The organism is Achromobacter colocynthidis (genome assembly GCF_057334535.1).
This window is the reverse complement of record NZ_JBHFIZ010000024.1, coordinates 311,536-327,993: the sequence shown is the minus strand read 5'-3', so window position 1 is coordinate 327,993 and position 16,458 is coordinate 311,536. Positions and strand designations below refer to the sequence as shown.

The 16,458-nt window shown below is 63.6% G+C and carries 15 protein-coding genes and 1 riboswitch; of the genes, 10 read left to right on the top strand and 5 right to left on the bottom strand.

Translation table 11 applies throughout. The features are described 5' to 3' along the window. The first annotated feature begins 114 nt into the window (after positions 1 to 114). Positions 115 to 280: riboswitch (yybP-ykoY riboswitch) on the top strand. Positions 281 to 359: 79 nt separating this feature from the next. The 5 genes from ACE04A_RS10160 (at position 360) to ACE04A_RS10140 (ending at position 7,544) form a co-directional block, all read left to right on the top strand. Beyond that, positions 360 to 1,367 (top strand): sodium:calcium antiporter, encoded by a 1,008-nt coding sequence (locus tag ACE04A_RS10160; RefSeq protein ID WP_259252306.1) that lies wholly within the window; start codon positions 360 to 362, stop codon positions 1,365 to 1,367. A gap of 459 nt (positions 1,368 to 1,826) precedes the next feature. Further along, the gene (locus tag ACE04A_RS10155; protein WP_050447311.1) at positions 1,827 to 2,165 is read left to right on the top strand and encodes a hypothetical protein; all 339 of its coding nucleotides are present in this window, start codon (positions 1,827 to 1,829) and stop codon (positions 2,163 to 2,165) included. A gap of 434 nt (positions 2,166 to 2,599) precedes the next feature. Next, positions 2,600 to 5,404, top strand: a complete 2,805-nt coding sequence (gene mgtA, locus ACE04A_RS10150) for a magnesium-translocating P-type ATPase (RefSeq protein ID WP_448718678.1) — start codon at positions 2,600 to 2,602, stop codon at positions 5,402 to 5,404. Positions 5,405 to 5,466: 62 nt separating this feature from the next. Continuing rightward, positions 5,467 to 6,573 (top strand): porin, encoded by a 1,107-nt coding sequence (locus ACE04A_RS10145; protein ID WP_448718677.1) that lies wholly within the window; start codon positions 5,467 to 5,469, stop codon positions 6,571 to 6,573. A 98-nt stretch (positions 6,574 to 6,671) separates the two neighbouring features. After that, positions 6,672 to 7,544, top strand: a complete 873-nt coding sequence (locus tag ACE04A_RS10140; RefSeq protein ID WP_438857574.1) for a cytochrome c oxidase assembly protein — start codon at positions 6,672 to 6,674, stop codon at positions 7,542 to 7,544. A 19-nt stretch (positions 7,545 to 7,563) separates the two neighbouring features. On the opposite strand, the gene galU is transcribed toward ACE04A_RS10140, so the two are convergent. Continuing rightward, positions 7,564 to 8,415 (bottom strand): UTP--glucose-1-phosphate uridylyltransferase GalU, encoded by an 852-nt coding sequence (gene galU, locus ACE04A_RS10135; RefSeq protein ID WP_100852926.1) that lies wholly within the window; start codon positions 8,413 to 8,415, stop codon positions 7,564 to 7,566. Positions 8,416 to 8,472: 57 nt separating this feature from the next. Between galU and ACE04A_RS10130 the strand changes: the two genes are divergently transcribed. Beyond that, complete coding sequence (locus ACE04A_RS10130) at positions 8,473 to 9,996, top strand: M48 family metalloprotease (RefSeq protein ID WP_310508927.1); 1,524 nt, start codon at positions 8,473 to 8,475, stop codon at positions 9,994 to 9,996. Positions 9,997 to 10,038: 42 nt separating this feature from the next. Here the strand turns inward: ACE04A_RS10130 and ACE04A_RS10125 are convergent, their stop codons facing one another. The 3 genes from ACE04A_RS10125 to ACE04A_RS10115 are packed head-to-tail and all read right to left on the bottom strand — an operon-like array spanning position 10,039 to position 11,844. Further along, positions 10,039 to 11,139, bottom strand: coding sequence for a YheT family hydrolase (locus tag ACE04A_RS10125; RefSeq protein ID WP_485820081.1), 1,101 nt, complete (start codon positions 11,137 to 11,139; stop codon positions 10,039 to 10,041). Positions 11,140 to 11,156: 17 nt separating this feature from the next. Next, positions 11,157 to 11,579: a YybH family protein gene (locus ACE04A_RS10120; RefSeq protein ID WP_050447305.1), complete on the bottom strand. Its 423-nt coding sequence runs from the start codon at positions 11,577 to 11,579 to the stop codon at positions 11,157 to 11,159. A 46-nt stretch (positions 11,580 to 11,625) separates the two neighbouring features. Further along, the gene (locus ACE04A_RS10115) at positions 11,626 to 11,844 is read right to left on the bottom strand and encodes a zinc-finger domain-containing protein (protein WP_100852924.1); all 219 of its coding nucleotides are present in this window, start codon (positions 11,842 to 11,844) and stop codon (positions 11,626 to 11,628) included. A gap of 309 nt (positions 11,845 to 12,153) precedes the next feature. Between ACE04A_RS10115 and ACE04A_RS10110 the strand changes: the two genes are divergently transcribed. From ACE04A_RS10110 to ACE04A_RS10100, 3 genes are all read left to right on the top strand, one after another. Continuing rightward, complete coding sequence (locus tag ACE04A_RS10110) at positions 12,154 to 12,903, top strand: AzlC family ABC transporter permease (RefSeq protein ID WP_167400933.1); 750 nt, start codon at positions 12,154 to 12,156, stop codon at positions 12,901 to 12,903. Beyond that, on the top strand, positions 12,900 to 13,235 hold the full coding sequence (locus ACE04A_RS10105) for a branched-chain amino acid transport AzlD family protein (protein ID WP_100852923.1): 336 nt from the start codon (positions 12,900 to 12,902) through the stop codon (positions 13,233 to 13,235). The genes ACE04A_RS10110 and ACE04A_RS10105 overlap by 4 nt, the downstream gene beginning before the upstream one ends. 383 nt (positions 13,236 to 13,618) lie before the next feature. Continuing rightward, positions 13,619 to 15,115, top strand: coding sequence for a DEAD/DEAH box helicase (locus tag ACE04A_RS10100; RefSeq protein WP_279994820.1), 1,497 nt, complete (start codon positions 13,619 to 13,621; stop codon positions 15,113 to 15,115). A 73-nt stretch (positions 15,116 to 15,188) separates the two neighbouring features. Here ACE04A_RS10100 and ACE04A_RS10095 read toward each other — a convergent pair whose 3' ends face one another. Then, a complete protein-coding gene (locus ACE04A_RS10095; RefSeq protein ID WP_448718675.1) occupies positions 15,189 to 15,572 on the bottom strand; it encodes a thioredoxin family protein in 384 nt (127 codons plus the stop codon). 63 nt (positions 15,573 to 15,635) lie between these two features. Here ACE04A_RS10095 and ACE04A_RS10090 point away from each other — a divergent pair, with 63 nt between their 5' ends. Further along, positions 15,636 to 16,445: an EI24 domain-containing protein gene (locus ACE04A_RS10090; RefSeq protein ID WP_259252292.1), complete on the top strand. Its 810-nt coding sequence runs from the start codon at positions 15,636 to 15,638 to the stop codon at positions 16,443 to 16,445. Positions 16,446 to 16,458: the final 13 nt, after the last annotated feature.

Below are 16,458 nucleotides of genomic sequence, written 5' to 3'. Positions count from 1 at the left end.
CGCGAAAGATGTGGATGCGGCCTACTTTACCCCGCTATCGCGCGCAAACAACAGCGGATGCGCATCACGCGAACCCCGCGCGGGATTCACTGGACGGCCCGATTCGCGCTGCTACAATCGCGGCTCTGTCATTGGGGAGTAGCCATCCTTTGTCCCCAAAGGAGTTAGCGTCAACAGACTTGGTGGTTCAGTGCCGCGTAGCGGTTGCTAGAACTCCATGGCGCTAACGGTTTCCATGCACGCGGCATTGCCCGCCGCATGGATCAGCCAGGCGAGACCTTTGGCCGCGTAGCGTTCACCCTAGCCGGGCGAGCCGTTGCGTCGCGCCAATTGGTTTCTGCTCGTCCGGCTGTATTCATATGTTGCTCACCCTGTTTCTGTTTTTCCTGTCCGCGGCAGTGATTTACTTCGCCTGCGAATTCTTCGTCAATGGCGTGGAATGGGTCGGACACCGCTTCCACCTGGGCGCCACCGCCACCGGCACGATTCTGGCGGCCTTTGGTACGGCGTTGCCGGAAAGCGCGGTCACCTTCATGGCGGTCGTGTTCGGCGACACCCCTGAACAGAAAGACATCGGCGTCGGCGCGGCAATGGGCGGCCCGCTGGTGTTGGCCACCTTGGCGTACGCGGTGGTGGGTATTGCCCTGTGGCGCGCACGCCGCGGCGGCCAGCCGGAAAAAGCCAACTGTATCAACGCGGACCAGCGCCGGTTGGCCCGCGACCAGGCCTGGTTCATGGGCATCTTCCTTTTCAAGGTGGGCCTGGGCTTGCTGGCCTTTGCGTGGAAGCCCTGGCTGGGCATCCTGTTCCTGGCCACCTACGGCATGTACGTCAGGCGCGAACTCAGCCATGACGAGGCGCGTGCGGATAGCGAAGACCTTGAACCGTTGAAGCTGCGCCCCAGCGACACCGACCCGTCCATGTTCTGGGCCGCCACGCAAACCATCCTGGCGTTGCTTGTCATTGCCGGCGCGTCGCACGTTTTCGTGAACCAGATCGAGCTCTTGGGCATCGCCATGGGCGCATCGCCGCACGTCGCTGCCTTGCTGCTGGCGCCGGTTGCCACGGAACTTCCGGAAATCATGAACGCGCTGATCTGGGTGCGCCAGGGCAAGGAACGCCTGGCGCTGGCCAATATTTCGGGCGCGATGATGATCCAGGCGACCATTCCCAGCTCACTGGGAATCTTCATGACGCCGTGGTTGCTGGACGCCCCCTTGCTGGCGGCCGGCCTGTTCACCATGTTGTCGATCGGCCTGCTGTGGCTGCGTTTCCGCCGCTCGGTGATGACCGTGCCGGCACTGTCGGCGGTGGGCGGTTTCTATGCTTTGTTCGCCACCTATCTGGGGTGGCATTTCTACGCCTGACGCTGGCAAGGTGAATGGGAAAAGCGGCGCGAGGCCGACGCGTTTTGCGCCGCTTTATCTTTTTTTGCATCGTTGTGACGTTAAACCGCAAAAACCTTGTCCATCAGTGGAAACCCGCGTAAAATCCGTCCGTTATCCATCTCAGGAGCAGTCTTCGTGAATACCGATTCCGGCGAAAGTAGTCGATCTTGCATCGACATCGCTGTCTGACAGGAAACACGCAGAGCTCCATCTGCCGCATCCTGTCATACAGGTTGCGGCGTATCCCAAGCTTCGGGCTTCTACCCGGGCAATAGCGCAGGCCTTCGGCTTGCCGGGAAATTCCCCAACATAAACCGCCAGAACCGCGGCTAGTCGCAGCGTCAGCGTTCGTGCACGTCTTGTGTTCGTCCGCCATGCGCCGCGTCCGGCTGCTCGCGTACTCGCGATACCGCTCCCCATCTTGCAATGGAGGTCGTTATGCGTTTCTTCGACTTGTTCCTACGCCGCGCTGGCGTAGACCGTGCCACCGCCCTGAGCCGCCGTCGCGGCACGTCGCGTTTGACGGTCATTTGTCCGCGCGACGAATTGGGCGCCTTGCGCAAGCAGATCTGCCTGGACTTCAGCGCCGCCGGCCTGGATGTCTCGCAAGTGCAGGTCGACCAAGGCCGCGACCCGAACCTGGCGTCCGCTTGCATCACCGTCAATTGCCCGCCCGAATTGCGCGCTGAATTGATGTCGCAAGCGCGCCGCCTCAGCGCCAACCCCGCCGTTCGCCACGTGCATTTTGGCGCGCAAGCCGCCGCAATGGCCGCTTGAGAACCGCTGCTTCCCCCAGGAGAGATCATGCCTAGTGCCTTAGACCCCGACCCTCGATTGCGCCCTGTGTGTGGCGCCGGCATGCCTGTCTGACCTGTCTACTCTTGCGAGCCGACCGGCCGGACAGCTATTCCGGTTCTGGCGGACTCCGCAGCAATGAATCCCCGGCCAAGGCCCCGTCTTTGACGACGGACGCGCCCTAAGGCGTCGGACTCGATTCCTAGCTAGCTCCCTTTCCGTTTTCCGCACTCCGGCGCGACTTCACCGCGATCCGGACACCGGCAACTTCGCCCCGGTGCCTGCGCACGCCCATCAGGGGCGGCTTGACGGCTTTCAGCGTGAAAGCCGCGGCCCGTCGCTGCCCGCGTGCCAGGCCCAGGGGCAGGTGCGCCCGTGTCTCCGACAAGAAATCAAACAAGAACCGGAGCACTCCGATGTTTACCTTCCTGAAATCTTTTTTTTCGTCCGCCTCGGGCCGGCGGCGCGCAAGCCGGCATTTCCGGCGCACTCCCATTCTTGAACAGGGCGGCCAAAACGGCGCCGTGTCGACGCCGTCCGAGGCCTCGCGCCGCGCCAACCGCCATATGCTGGAGCGGTCGCGCATGGGGCTTGATGCCTTGTTCTCGCAGCTGGCCAGCGGGCGTGGAGGCCTGTCGGAAGCCCAGGCGCAAGCGGCGCGTGAACGGCATGGCGCCAACGAGGTCGACCACGAAAAGCCGCTCTCCTGGGTTTCGCACCTGTGGCTGTCCTATCGCAATCCCTTCAATCTGCTGTTGACCGCATTGGCCGGCCTGTCGTGGCTGACCGATGTGCGCATGGCCGAGCCCGACGACAAATCGTGGACGGCGGTGGGCATCATCGGGTCGATGGTGCTGATCTCCACCGTGCTGCGCTTCGCTCAGGAATTGCGCTCGAACCGCGCGGCCGAAGCGCTGAAAGCCATGGTGCAGAACACCGCCACCGTGCTGCGCGTGAACGCCGACGCGCCGACGACCGGCAACGCCCGGCGATTGTTCGGCGCCCCCCTGCATGACTCAGGCTCGCACCAGATGGAAGTGCCACTGGCCGAGCTGGTGCCGGGCGATGTGGTGCTGCTGTCCGCGGGCGACATGATTCCCGCCGATTGCCGGATCCTGAACGCCAAAGACCTGTTCGTTGCTCAAGCCGCGTTGACGGGCGAGTCACTGCCGGTTGAAAAGCATGCCGTCCAGCGCGAAGCGACCGAGAACTCGCTTGAGCTGGAAAACATGGCATTCATGGGTACCAACGTGGTCAGCGGTTCGGGCAGCGCCTTGGTCATCGCCACGGGCGCCAATACCTATTTCGGCCAGTTGGCCGGCCGGGTGACGCAGGCCAGCCGCGCGCCGACGCAGTTTCAGCAGGGCATCAACCGCGTCAGCTGGGTGCTGATCCGCTTCATGCTGGTGATGGCGCCCATCGTGTTGCTCATCAACGGCTTCACCAAGGGAGACTGGCTGGAGGCGCTGCTGTTTGCGCTGGCCATTGCCGTGGGCTTGACCCCCGAAATGCTGCCGATGATTGTCACGGCCACGCTGGCCAAGGGCGCCTTGCGCATGTCGCGCCGTAAAGTCGTGGTCAAGCGGCTGGACGCCATCCAGAACCTGGGCGCGATGAACGTGCTGTGCACGGACAAGACCGGCACGCTGACGCAAGACCGCATCGTGCTGGAACGGCATACCGACGTCTATGGATCCAGCAGCGACGACGTATTGGCCTATGCCTATCTGAACAGCTACTACCAGACCGGCCTGAAGAATCTGCTGGACGTGGCGGTGCTGCAGCACGCGGAGGTCAAGCGCAGCCTGAACCTGGCCGCCAGGTATCGCAAAGTGGATGAAATTCCCTTTGATTTCTCGCGTCGCCGGATGTCCGTCGTGGTCAATGAAACCGAGAACGGCCGCGACCATCACGAACTGATCTGCAAGGGCGCGCTGGAAGAAATGCTGCTGGCTTGCACGCGGCTGCGCGTGGGCGACACGGTGCTTCCGTTGACGGATGCGCGGCGCGCGGATATCCGGCGCGTGACGGCGGAACTTAACCGCGATGGACTGCGCGTGATCGCGGTGGGCGTCAAGGAAATGCCGCCCACGCAGTTGACCTATGGCGTGGCCGACGAATCCGACTTGGTGCTGGTGGGCTACATGGCCTTCCTGGATCCGCCAAAAGAATCGACCGCCCCGGCCCTGGCGGCGCTGAAAGCATCAGGCATCGAGGTCAAGGTGCTGACCGGCGACGTGGAACTGGTCACGCAGAAGGTCTGCCGCGAAGTCGGTTTCGACGTGCGCCACGTCTATCTTGGCGCGGAGATCGAGGCCATGGACGACGCGCAACTGGCTGTTGCCGTGCGTGAAGCCAATGTCTTCGCCCGGCTGACTCCCGCGCACAAAGAGCGCATCGTGCGCAGCCTGCGCGCGCAAGGCGACACGGTGGGCTTCATGGGCGACGGCATCAACGATGCGCCGGCCCTGCGCGCCGCCGACGTCGGCATCTCGGTGGATTCAGCGGTGGATATCTCGAAGGAAGCCGCCGACATCATCTTGCTGGAAAAGAGCCTGATGGTGCTGGAGGACGGCGTGATCGAAGGCCGCAAGACCTTCTGCAACATGCTCAAGTACCTGAAGATGACGGCCAGTTCCAACTTCGGCAACGTATTCTCGGTCTTGGTGGCCAGCGCCTTCCTGCCGTTCCTGCCGATGTTGCCGATCCATCTGCTGCTGCAAAACCTGATGTACGACATTTCGCAAACGGCGATTCCTTTCGACAACGTCGACGAAGAACTGCTGAAGAAGCCGCAGCAATGGGACGCGGATGGTCTGGGACGCTTCATGGTGTTCTTCGGTCCGATCAGCTCGCTGTTCGACATCGCCATGTTCGCCATCATGTGGTTCATCTTCCAGGCCAATGCGCCCGAGCATCAGACGCTGTTCCAGTCCGGCTGGTTCGTGGAAGGCCTGCTGTCGCAGACCCTGATCGTGCACATGATCCGCACACGCCGGATTCCCTTCCTGCAAAGCCGCGCGTCATGGCCATTGCTGGCCATGACGGGAATGGTGGTGGTGCTGGGCCTGGCACTGCCGTTCTCGCCGTTGGCTGAGTACTTCCAGTTGCAGGCCTTGCCGTGGGCGTACTTCCCTTGGCTGGTGGGGGTGTTGCTGAGCTATTGCGTGCTGACGCAGTTGCTCAAGGGCATCTGGGTACGCCGCTACGGCTGGCAATAAGACCACGATAGGGTCACATCTGACAGGGCGGGCGCGGGTGTCCGCCCTGATAGGAGAAGAGCATGAAAAAAGCATTTTGCACCGCGCTCATGGCGGGCCTGAGCATGCCGCCGGCGCTGGTTGCCGCGGCGGCGGTCGAAGACATCGGCCTGCACTTGTACGGCGTGGTTGACGCCGGCGTGGCGGTAACCCGGGTGTCCGGCCAAGGTAGCGGCGCTAGCGTGTTGAACGGGGGTCTGACGGATTCGCTGTGGGGGCTGTCGGGCACCGAAGATCTGGGCGGCGGCTGGCGTACTCGCTTTCGCCTGGAAAGCGGCTTCGATCCTTCCAGCGGCAAGGCGGAAGATGATGGCCGCCTGTTCAACTACGCGGCCTGGGTGGGCGTGGGCAGCGACCGCTACGGCGAGGTCCGCATCGGGCGCCAATCCACGATCGGCCAGATCTACGGGTCCGCGTTGGAGATCGCCTCGTGGAAGGACATGGGCATGGGCGCCACGTTCAAGGCCTCGGACAACTTCCAGTTCAGCAATATGGTGAACGTTACGTCGGCGGACTGGAACGGTTTTCAAATCGGCGTCGGCTATTCCTTCGATGCCGACGACCAAAATCATTTTCGGACCCGGCAGAACCCGCGCGCCGCCAGCGCCGGCTTGAAGTTCGAAAGTGGCCCGCTGCTGGCCGTGGCCACCTGGGACCAATTGCAGTTGGCGGATTCCCCGGCAGGCAGTGGCAAGCGACCGCGCGCCGTGCAATTGGGCGCGGCGGTCGACTTTGATGTGCTCAAGGTCTCGTTGGCCTGGACACGCCAGAAAAATGGCTATGTGGGACTGAACGGGGGTGACCCCGACACGCCGGGCCAGGGGCTGGGTCTGGCCCCGTTTGTGCAGGGCGGGGCCATCAATGCCTGGCTGCTGGGCGCCAGCGTGCCCGTGGGCCCCGGCGCCGTGCTGGTGCAGTGGTCGATGGCGCGGCCCGACTGGCAATGGGACAACGGCATGACGGCGCGCAAGGCGCAGGTGGCCACCTTGGGCTATACCTATGCCCTGTCCGCGCGCACGACGCTCTACGGCTTTGCCGGCTATGCGTCCAACTACACGCTGGATACGCAGTTTGACTCCGCCCATTCCCACACCACGCGCGTCGGAGCGGGCGTTTCGCATCACTTCTGATCCTGCCGACCCACCGGACCACGGGCCGGCGCGGTCTACTACAATCAGCGCACGGGTTGGCGCCTGTCGCCGCCTTTGTCTTCCCCGGTGTCTTTCGGATGGCCCGCATGGATAGTCTTGAATGGCTCATACCTTGGGAGTTCTCTCCCACGCTGGTCGCTTCCTTCGTGGTGGCGATCGTGCTGTTCGTGCGCGGCCAGCGTGTGCACCATGTGACCGGGGCGCGCCGCTTCCTGTTCTGGGCCGGGTTGGTGCTGTTGTATTTGTCGCTGCACACCCGGGTGGATTACTACGCTGAACGGATGTTCTTCATCCATCGCATCCAGCATCTGGTGCTGCACCACCTGGGTCCGCTGCTGGTGATGGCGGCCTTTCCGGGGCAAGTCATGCGCGCCGGCCTGCCGATGGCCTGGCGCCTCCGGCTGCGTGATTTTCTGCGCACGCGCAGCGGCCGGGTCACGGTCGCGGTGCTGACCAACAAAATCTTCGTTCCCGCGCTGTTCGTCTTCCTGGTGCTGATCTGGCTGATTCCGTCGGTGCAGTTCTATTCCATGCTGGACTGGCGGCTGTACCGCCTGATGAACTGGTCGGTCGTGATCAGCGGTTTCATGTACTGGAACCTGATCCTGGACCGTCGCCCCGCGCCGCCCGCGGCCATGACGCCGGGTGGTCGCGTCATATCCCCCGTGCTGACCATGCTGCCGCAAATGGTGGCGGGCGCCGTCATCGCCTTCACCGAAAGCGATATCTATCCCTTGTTTGAACTGTGCGGCCGCGCCATTGCGATGTCGGCCCAAACGGACCAGACCATCGGCGGCCTGACCATGTGGATTCCCGCCGCGCTGGTCGAGGTGATTGGATTGATGGTGGCGCTGGGCACCCTGATGCGCCTGTCCGCCAAGGGGCGGCTGCGCAAGGTGGACCGCGATGCGCGCGCCCGGGCCAAGGCTCGGGCGGCGCTATCAGGCTAGCGCGGGCCCTGGCTCGGGCTTATTCCGGTATCAGGCCGTGGTATTTCTTGCCCAGCGCCACGGTGGCCTGGAACATGCCGGCCTTGTTGCCGCAGTCGTAGCGCACACCCTCGAAACGGTGCGCGAACACGGCGCGTTCGCGCATCATCGAGGCAATGCCATCGGTCAACTGGATTTCATTGCCCGCGCCCATTTTGGTTGAGCGCAGATGGTCGAAGATGGCGGCTTCCAGCACGTAGCGGCCCACGACCGCAAGCGTCGACGGAGCGACATCGGGTTCGGGCTTTTCAACAATGTGCGTGACGCGCTCGGTGCGGGGATCCAGATGGGTCTCGCCGGCACGGGTGGCCACGATGCCGTACTTGCGGGTATCGGCGCGGGGCACGTCCTGCACGCCCAGCACACTGGCGTTCTGGGCAACCGCAACATCCACCAACTGCTTCATGGCGGGCGTGTCGGCGTCGATCAGGTCATCGGCCAGCAACACGGCAAAGGGCTCGTCGCCCACGGCGGGGGCGGCCGACAGCACGGCGTGGCCCAAGCCCAGCGGGGCGGACTGGCGAATGTAGAGGCAATTCACATGCGCGGGTAGAATGCCCCGCACCATGGCCAAGAGCTCATGCTTGGCCTTGCTTTCCAGGTCGGACTCAAGCTCGGGGGCGGAGTCGAAGTGGTCTTCGATGGCGCGCTTGTTGCGGCCAGTCACAAAAATCAGGTCGGTGATGCCGGCGGCCACGGCCTCTTCAACGGCATATTGAATCAACGGCTTATCGACCACGGGCAGCATTTCCTTGGGCATCGCCTTGGTGGCGGGCAGGAAGCGGGTGCCCATCCCGGCGACGGGGAAAACGGCTTTACGGACGGGACGCATTGAGACCTCGTTGGGAGTATCGATGAAACATTTTAAGCTCATCGCTATCATAGGCTTATGAACCGCAGGAAAATGCCATCCATTTGCGCTATTGCGAAACGAAGCGCGATTCTCGGCCTGAGCGCCGCCTTGATCGCCCCCTCCATTCCGGTTGCCGCCTGGGCGCAACCGGTTGGCCTGCCATCCATGGGCGCGGCATCCGCCGCCGAGCTCTCCCCGATGCTGGAACGCAGCCTGGGCGAAGCCATCATGTCGCAGGGCAGGCGCGACCCCACTTACGTCGATGACCCTGAACTCAGCCAATACCTGACGACCATGGGCCGCAAGTTGGCCGCGTTTGCGCCCGGCGCCGTGCCCGAGGTGGAAATGTTCGGCGTGCGCGACCCCGAGATCAACGCCTTCGCCATGCCCGGCGGATTCATCGGTGTGAATACCGGCTTGATTGTGTCGTCGGCCAGTGAGTCCGAATTGGCCGCTGTGCTGGCGCACGAAATCGGCCACGTCGTGCAGCGCCACATCGCGCGCGGCATGACGCAGCAGAGCCAGAACAGCATGGTGATGCTGGCCAGTCTGGCGGGGGCGCTGCTGGCGGCGCTGGCGGGCGGCGGCGGCAACCTGGCGATGGGCGTCGCGGCGTTCGGCCAGGCGGCGGCCATCAACCGCCAACTGGGTTTTTCACGCGATGCCGAACGCGAGGCGGATCGCGCCGGCTTCCAGATGCTGACCAAGGCGGGCTACGACGCCGAAGGCATGTCGCAGATGTTCTCGCGCCTGATGAACGCCTCGCGCCTGAACGAGGGCGCGGGCGGGGGCTCGTGGGCCAGCACCCACCCGCTGTCCATCGAGCGTATGTCTGACGTGCAGAACCGCGTGCGCTCGCTGCCGCCCTCGCGCCATATTGATAGCGACGACTTCTGGTACGTACGCGCCAAGATGCGCGTGGTGCAGGGGCGCGATGCCGTCAGCTTGCGGTCGGCCGGCCAGCAATTGCAGGATGAGGCGCAGGCGCTGTCCGGCGTACGCCAGTCGGCTGCCTACTATGGGCTGGCCTTGCAGGCGTTTCAGCGCAACAACCTGACGGAAGCGGAGCGGCTCTGGAATCTGGCCACGGCCGGGGGGCGCAATTCCGCTCAGCTTGCCAAGCTCAGCGTCGATATCGCATTAGCCCGCAAGGACTATCCGCGCGCGCTGGAACTTGCCCAATCGGCCACCAAGCGCTGGCCCGACCAGCGGGCGCTGGGCATCGCCTATGCTCAGGCGCTGCAAGGCAATGGCCGCCATGCCGACGCGCAAGACTATCTGCGCGCGAAGATCAAGCAATGGGGTAGCGACGAACCCAGTCTTTATCAGATGCTGGCGCAAAGCGAAGAGCGCAACGGCAGACCGGTGCAGGCGCGCCGCGACCTGGCGCGCTTTTATGTGATGACCGGCGCGTTTGCCGCCGCGGAGTCGCAGTTGCAGCAGGCGCGCGGGCTGTCCACCGATTTCTACGAGCAATCGCAGATCGACGTGCAGATCAAGGAAGTGAAAGACAAGCTGGCCGAAGAGCGGCAGTTGCTGGAACGCTTCAAATCGGGTTGACGCGGCAGGCGCGCGGCCCGGCTGAACGCCGGGCGCGTTGCCCTACAGGCCCGTTTCGAAGAAGCGCCCCAGGCGCTGCGGCAACCAGTTCAGATGTGCGGGAAACGCGCCCGTGGGAAATCCGGCATGCCCGCCGTCGCTGGGTTGGTGCAGCAAGATCACAGGCGAGCAATCTTCCGGCTTGGGCAGCGAAGCCGCCGGAATGAACGGATCGTTGCGCGCGTTGAGCACCAGTGTGGGTACCGAGATCTTGGGCAACCAGGGTTTGCTGGACGCGCGCGTCCAGTAATCCAGCGCGTTGCGAAAGCCGTGCATGGGCGCGGTGTAGGTGTCATCGAATTCGCGCAGGTCATGGGCGTGCGCGATACGCATCACGTCAATGGAGCCCGGAAAGCGATGTGCCTTTTCCAGCACCTTGTGCTTGAGCGTCTTCAGGAAATGGGCGGTGTACACGCGCCGGTTGAAGATGCCGGTGGATAAGGTCTTGCCGCAGGCGACCAGGTCCAGCGGTACCGACACGCCCGCGGCGGCGGTCAACCAGGGGGTGTCTTCCTGGTGTTCACCCAGGTATTTCAACAGCGCGTTGCCGCCCAGCGAAACGCCCACCGCGTGCCAGCGCGCATGGGGTATGCGGTCGCGCCCGGTTTTCAGCAAAAAGCCGACTTCGGCGGAATCGCCGGAGTAGTACGCACGGGCCAGCCGGTTGGGAACCCCCGAGCAACCGCGAAAATGCGCGATCACCACGATCCAGCCGCGCGCGCGGAAATAGTGGGCGATGGACTGAGCATAGCGGCTGTTGCTGCCGCCTTCCAAACCATGCAGCAGTATCAGCGCGGGCGTGTCGGGCGTCTGCGGCAGGGACTGCCAGTCGGGCGCCGTCATCCAGCGCGCCGCGGCGGTTTTGCCGTTGGCGACAGGCCCCTGTCCGCTGACGGGCGCGCCATCGGCGGCCTTGTGCGGAAACAGCCCTGGGCCGGTCCAGTCAAAGTCCACGAAATCGGTGTCGGGCGTGTCCACCCGATCCCGCACGAAGGCGATCCGATGGTATTGCGCGAACAGGGATGCGTAGACCGTCTGGCTGTCGCCTCCGGGCAACCAGGAGGGAACGGGGCAGGGGGACGAGTCAAGACGAGCAGCGGCCAACTAAAAATCCACCCGATTCAATGCAGCATGTCGGGTACGTCGTGCAAGTCGAGCACCCCGGCTTCCGTGGGCGCCGAAGACGAATGGTGCATGACCATGCGCCAGCCGGTTGGGCCCTTGTGGTAGATGTTCGTCGCGTAGCAGTTTGCAAACTGCATGCCTTCCCGTGTGCGCACGGCCACCTGTTCAACCAGCACGTGCACCGCGCACATCATGCTCAGCATGACCAGTGGGCGCAATGGGCGTACGTGCAGCGGGCCATTGGACAGCACCTGTTGCCAGGATTCCTGCACCGCCGAGTGTCCGACGATGCGCAGGCCGCCAGGGTGGATGCAGATGACTTCTTCGTCGTCGGCCCACACCTGCATCAGACGGACGCTGTCCCCCTGTTCGAGGGCTTCGTAGAATGCGTGTTCGGCTTCTTCGGGTGTGGCAAACATGGCTGCTGTGACGGTGGCGTTGTGCGGCGGGTCGGCGTCGGCGTGCTTAGTGGTGGCCGTGCAGCACCGTGCCGGCCTTCAGGCGGTACTGCGCGCCACAGTAGGCGCAACTGGCGGAGCCGGTGCGGGCCACGTCCAGGAAGACGCGGGGGTGCATGCTCCACAGCGGCGCTTTCGGGCCGGGACAGAAAACGGGCAGGTCTTCAGCGCCGACTTCAATGACTTCGTGAGCGTTGGGGACGGCGGCCGGAGCAGCAGCGGTCATGGATATTCCTGAATAAAAAACCGATAAACGGCAGGTTGGGCAGGGTGGCCGGTCTGGGACCGCCCGCGCGAATGACGAATTAAGATCGCATCTTACGTAGCCAGTGATGGTACTTCGGGACGCGGCCATTCACCACGGCCGATTTTGGAGTGCGCCAGGCCGCCACCAGCCAAGAAATTTCAGGCGCTTATTGTATCAAGCGACGGGGTTACAATACTGGCCTATTCGCGCACCGGCGTGGTGCCATTCGGCCCACGCAATCCGTAAGAGTTCCCATGTCGTCCTGTCCGAATCGCCAGGGGTCAGCCGTTGTCCTCTGAATCCGCGTTTCCTGAATCCGAAGATCCCGGTGCGGTTCGCCAGCAACGTCTGAACGCGTTTCGCTCGGGCGTCCACGCCATCGTGCCCGCGCTGATCGCCACCGCGACGTGGGGCTTGGTAACCGGTGTGGCCATGGTCAAGTCCGGCCTGACGGAATCCATGGCGCTGGCCATGACCCTGCTGCTGTACGCGGGTTCGGCCCAACTGACGTCGCTTCCGCTGATCGCCACGGGGGCGCCGCTGTGGCTGATTTTCGCGGCGGGTTTCGTGGTGAACCTCCGCTTCATCATCTTCGGCGCGGCATTGCAACCGTACTTCCGCCACCTGTCCTGGCCCAAGCGCCTGGGGCTGGGCTACTTCACCACCGACATGGGCTTCGTCCTGTTCATGCCGCGTTACGGGGATTCGGCCGAACGCGGCACGCGCGACCAGCTGTGGTTCTTCCTGGGCACGATCGTGCCGGGCTGGCTGGTCTGGCAATCGTCTTCGATCGTGGGTATTTATCTAGGGACCATGGTGCCCACCGGGTGGTCGCTGGATTTCGCCGCGGTGCTGGCGCTGCTGGCAATCACCGTGCCCCTGGCCAGTTCCAAGCCGATGCTGGTATCCATGCTGGCCGCTGGGGTGGTCGCCTGGACGGGGCAGGTGCTGCCTTTGCGGTTGGGGCTGGCGGCGGCCGTCGTGGCCGGCGTGGTGGCCGGCATGTGGGCCGAACGATTCTTCAAGGCGCGCCCATGACCCTCTGGCCCTCTGAAATCTACGTCTATTCGGCCATCCTGTTGCTGGCCTTGTGCAGCGTGTTGACGCGCGCCGGCTTCATGCTGTTTGGCGACTACATTCCTTTGCCCGATGGCGTGCGTCGCGCGTTGCGCTATGCGCCCGCCGCCGCGCTGACCGCCATCGTCGTGCCCGACCTGCTGCCCTGGAAGGCGGGCTTGGGCCCGGTGTTCGATTACAAATTGGTGGCCGGCCTGGTCGCCATCCTGGTTTTTTTGCGTACCCGCAGCGCCGTGTTGGTTATTGTGGCGGGCATGCTGGTGTTGTGGGGACTACGCTGGTTAGCCGGTTGATGTCCGGTCTTTAATCATGATTAGTCCATCTGATGGACACTCCGAATCGCCGGGAAGCGGGCGCGCCCATTGCCCGGCGATGCTTCGTGCCCCCGCTTGAAACCACGGTTTGACCTTGTGGTAAGGCGCCTGCGCTAAAATCCAAGTTATCCACAGCAATCCGGGCCTGGTACTGCCCTCATAAGTATCGAATCCAGAATGCGCCCGCTGGCCTGCATGGCAGGGTGCCGATTGCCCGCGAAGCCGTATCTGCTTCGCGTCAATTTGCGTGCCGTCGCAACGCGACCACGTGTATTCAGATTGCCCCGATGCGTATGTAGTGCAGTGCATGTAGCACTCTCGTTTTGTTCTTTTTCACTGGTCCCGGTATCTGCCAAACCCTGATGACTGAATCCACTCAATCCGTAGCACCCACCGCCGACGCGCCCGCGCCGACGTTTGCCGATTTTGGACTGCACCCGTTGTTGCTGCAGTCCATCGCCGAAACCGGCTACACCATTCCGACGCCCATTCAGGCGCAAGCCATCCCTGTCGTGGTGGAAGGGCGCGACGTCATGGGCGCCGCCCAGACCGGCACGGGTAAAACCGCCGCGTTCACCGTACCCATCCTGCATCGCCTGATGCCGTTGGCCAACGCCAGCGCGTCGCCTGCGCGGCACCCGGTGCGCGCACTGATTCTCACGCCCACGCGCGAGTTGGCGGACCAGGTGTTTGAAAGCGTCAAGCGCTATAGCAAGCAGACGCCGCTGCGTTCGGCCGTGGTGTTTGGCGGCGTGGATATCGGTCCGCAAAAAGAAGCGCTGCGTCGCGGTTGCGAAATCCTGGTGGCTACACCTGGCCGTCTGCTGGACCACGTTGAACAAAAGAACGTGAACCTGAGCCAGGTCGGCATTCTGGTGCTGGACGAAGCGGACCGCATGCTGGACATGGGGTTCTTGCCGGATCTGGAACGCATCATCCGCCTGTTGCCCGCGCAGCGTCAGGGCCTGCTGTTCTCGGCTACCTTCAGCAACGAAATCCGCAAGCTGGGGCGTTCGTACCTGAACCAGCCGGTGGAAATCGAAGTCGCGGCGCGCAACGCCACTGCCACGAACATCACGCAGATCGCCTACAAGATGCCCAGCGACGCCAAGCGCGCCGCGGTCGTGCATCTGGTGAAGTCGCGCGGGCTGAAGCAGGTCATCGTGTTCTCGAACACCAAGATCGGCACGGCGCGGCTTGCCCGCGAACTTGAACGCGATGGCGTCAGGGCTGAATCGATCCACGGCGACAAAACGCAGGCGGACCGCATGAAGGCGCTGGAAGCCTTCAAGGCCGGCGACCTGGAAGTGCTTGTCGCCACCGACGTGGCCGCTCGCGGCCTGGACGTGGCCGGCGTGCCGTGCGTCATCAACTACGACCTGCCGTACAACGCCGAAGACTACGTTCACCGCATCGGCCGTACCGGCCGCGCGGGCGCCTCGGGCGAAGCCATCGCGCTGTTCACACCCGACGAAGAACGGTTTTTGCTCGACATCGAAAAGCTGATCAAGCGCGAAGTGCCTCGCGGCACGCTCGACCTGCCGGCAGACGCCGTGGCGCGCAGCCACCGCCGCAGCGAAGAACGCTCCGGCTCGTCCTCGCGCGAAGGGCGTGAGGGACGTGAAGGGCGCGAAGGCGGCCGTGACAGCCGTGGCGACCGCGGTAGCCGTTCGTCGGATCGTCGTTCGGGTTACACCTCCAGCGGCCCGCGCCAGCCGGTGGACGATTTCTTCCTGAAGCCTTACGAGCCTTCGCCTTCGGCCACGTCCGCCGAAGAGCAAGCGCCCAAGAACGACAGCGGTTCGTCCGCGCCCAAGCGCCAAGTGGCGGTACTGCTGGGCGGTTCGCGCAAGAACTGATCGCCAGCCAGTACGCATGAAAAAACCCGCAACGCCCAAAGGCCTTGCGGGTTTTTTATCGGCAGCGCGGGAATCAGGTCGCCAGTAGCTTGGGCAAGTCGGGTAATTCGGTGGCCACGGGCGGGCTGTCTGCGTTCACGCTTTCAAGCAGGCGTTCCAGATGCCCGATATGCGGCAGCATGGGGCCGTAGAACACTACGCGCGATCCAATCTGCACGAGCAGAGTGGGGAAGTTCTCAACGTCTATGTCGCCAAGCAATTCGGCGTCGTCTTCGATGTCGATCCAGGCAAAGACATGTTGCGGCAGCGCGTCGGCCAGCGCTTGCAGCTTGGGCTTGTACTGTTCGCAGGTGTCGCACCATGCCGCGCAGAAGCAGGCGACGAGCCAGGTGTCGGGGGTGGTGCCAAGACGCGCGCGCAGGGCGGCCAGGTCGTTGCCGGGTACGAGTAGAGACATGTGAGCAGATCGGGGCGTGTTTGACTATCATACCCGGGATGTCCACCCCCTTTTTCCGCTCCCATGACCGTTTTGCGCACTGATACCGCCACGCCCGGCAATGGCCGATTCTCTGGCGCGGCCGGCGGCGCCGTCAGCGTCGGCCAGGCGTTCAAGCGCGCCCTGGTGTCCCAATGCCACCCGACGATGCTGTTCGCGGTGTTGCTCCCCTTCCTGATTGCGCTGGTTGGCGCGTTCCTGTTGCTGTACCTCTTCTGGACGCCGTTGACGGACTGGTTGCGCGCCGAGGTATCGCACTGGGACATGGTCAACCAGGCCGACGAATGGATGATCGCCATGGGCTTGTTTTCGCTCAAGATCTATCTCATTCCCGTCATTGCCGCCGCGATCTTGCTGCCCGTGTCCGGCATCCTGGGCCTGGCGATTGCCGCGGTGTTCGTGATGCCGCTGGTGCTGCGCCACGTGGGGCAGCGCGAATACGCCAGCGTCACGCGGCGGGGCAAATTCTCAACGGCGGTCAGCGTGTGGAATGCGGTCTGGGTGTCGGCCGCATTCGCCGTCGGCTGGGTGCTGACGCTGCCCTTGTGGCTGGTGCCGCCCATGGCGATCATCCTGTCGATCTTCTGGTGGGCCTTCGCGTTCTCGCGCATGATGCGCGTGGACGCCATCGTCGAACATGCCAGCCCCGAAGAACGCAAGTTGATCCTGGATCGCAATAATCGCGGTTTCTGGACCATCGGCCTGATCTGTTCGCTGCTGAACCTCTTGCCGCCCGCCTGGATTATCCTGCCGGTGTTTTCGGCGCTGGTTTACGCCCACTACGGGCTGGACGCGCTCAAGCGCCTGCGCCAGGACAATGTCATCGACGTCTGACCGCAACTTTTCT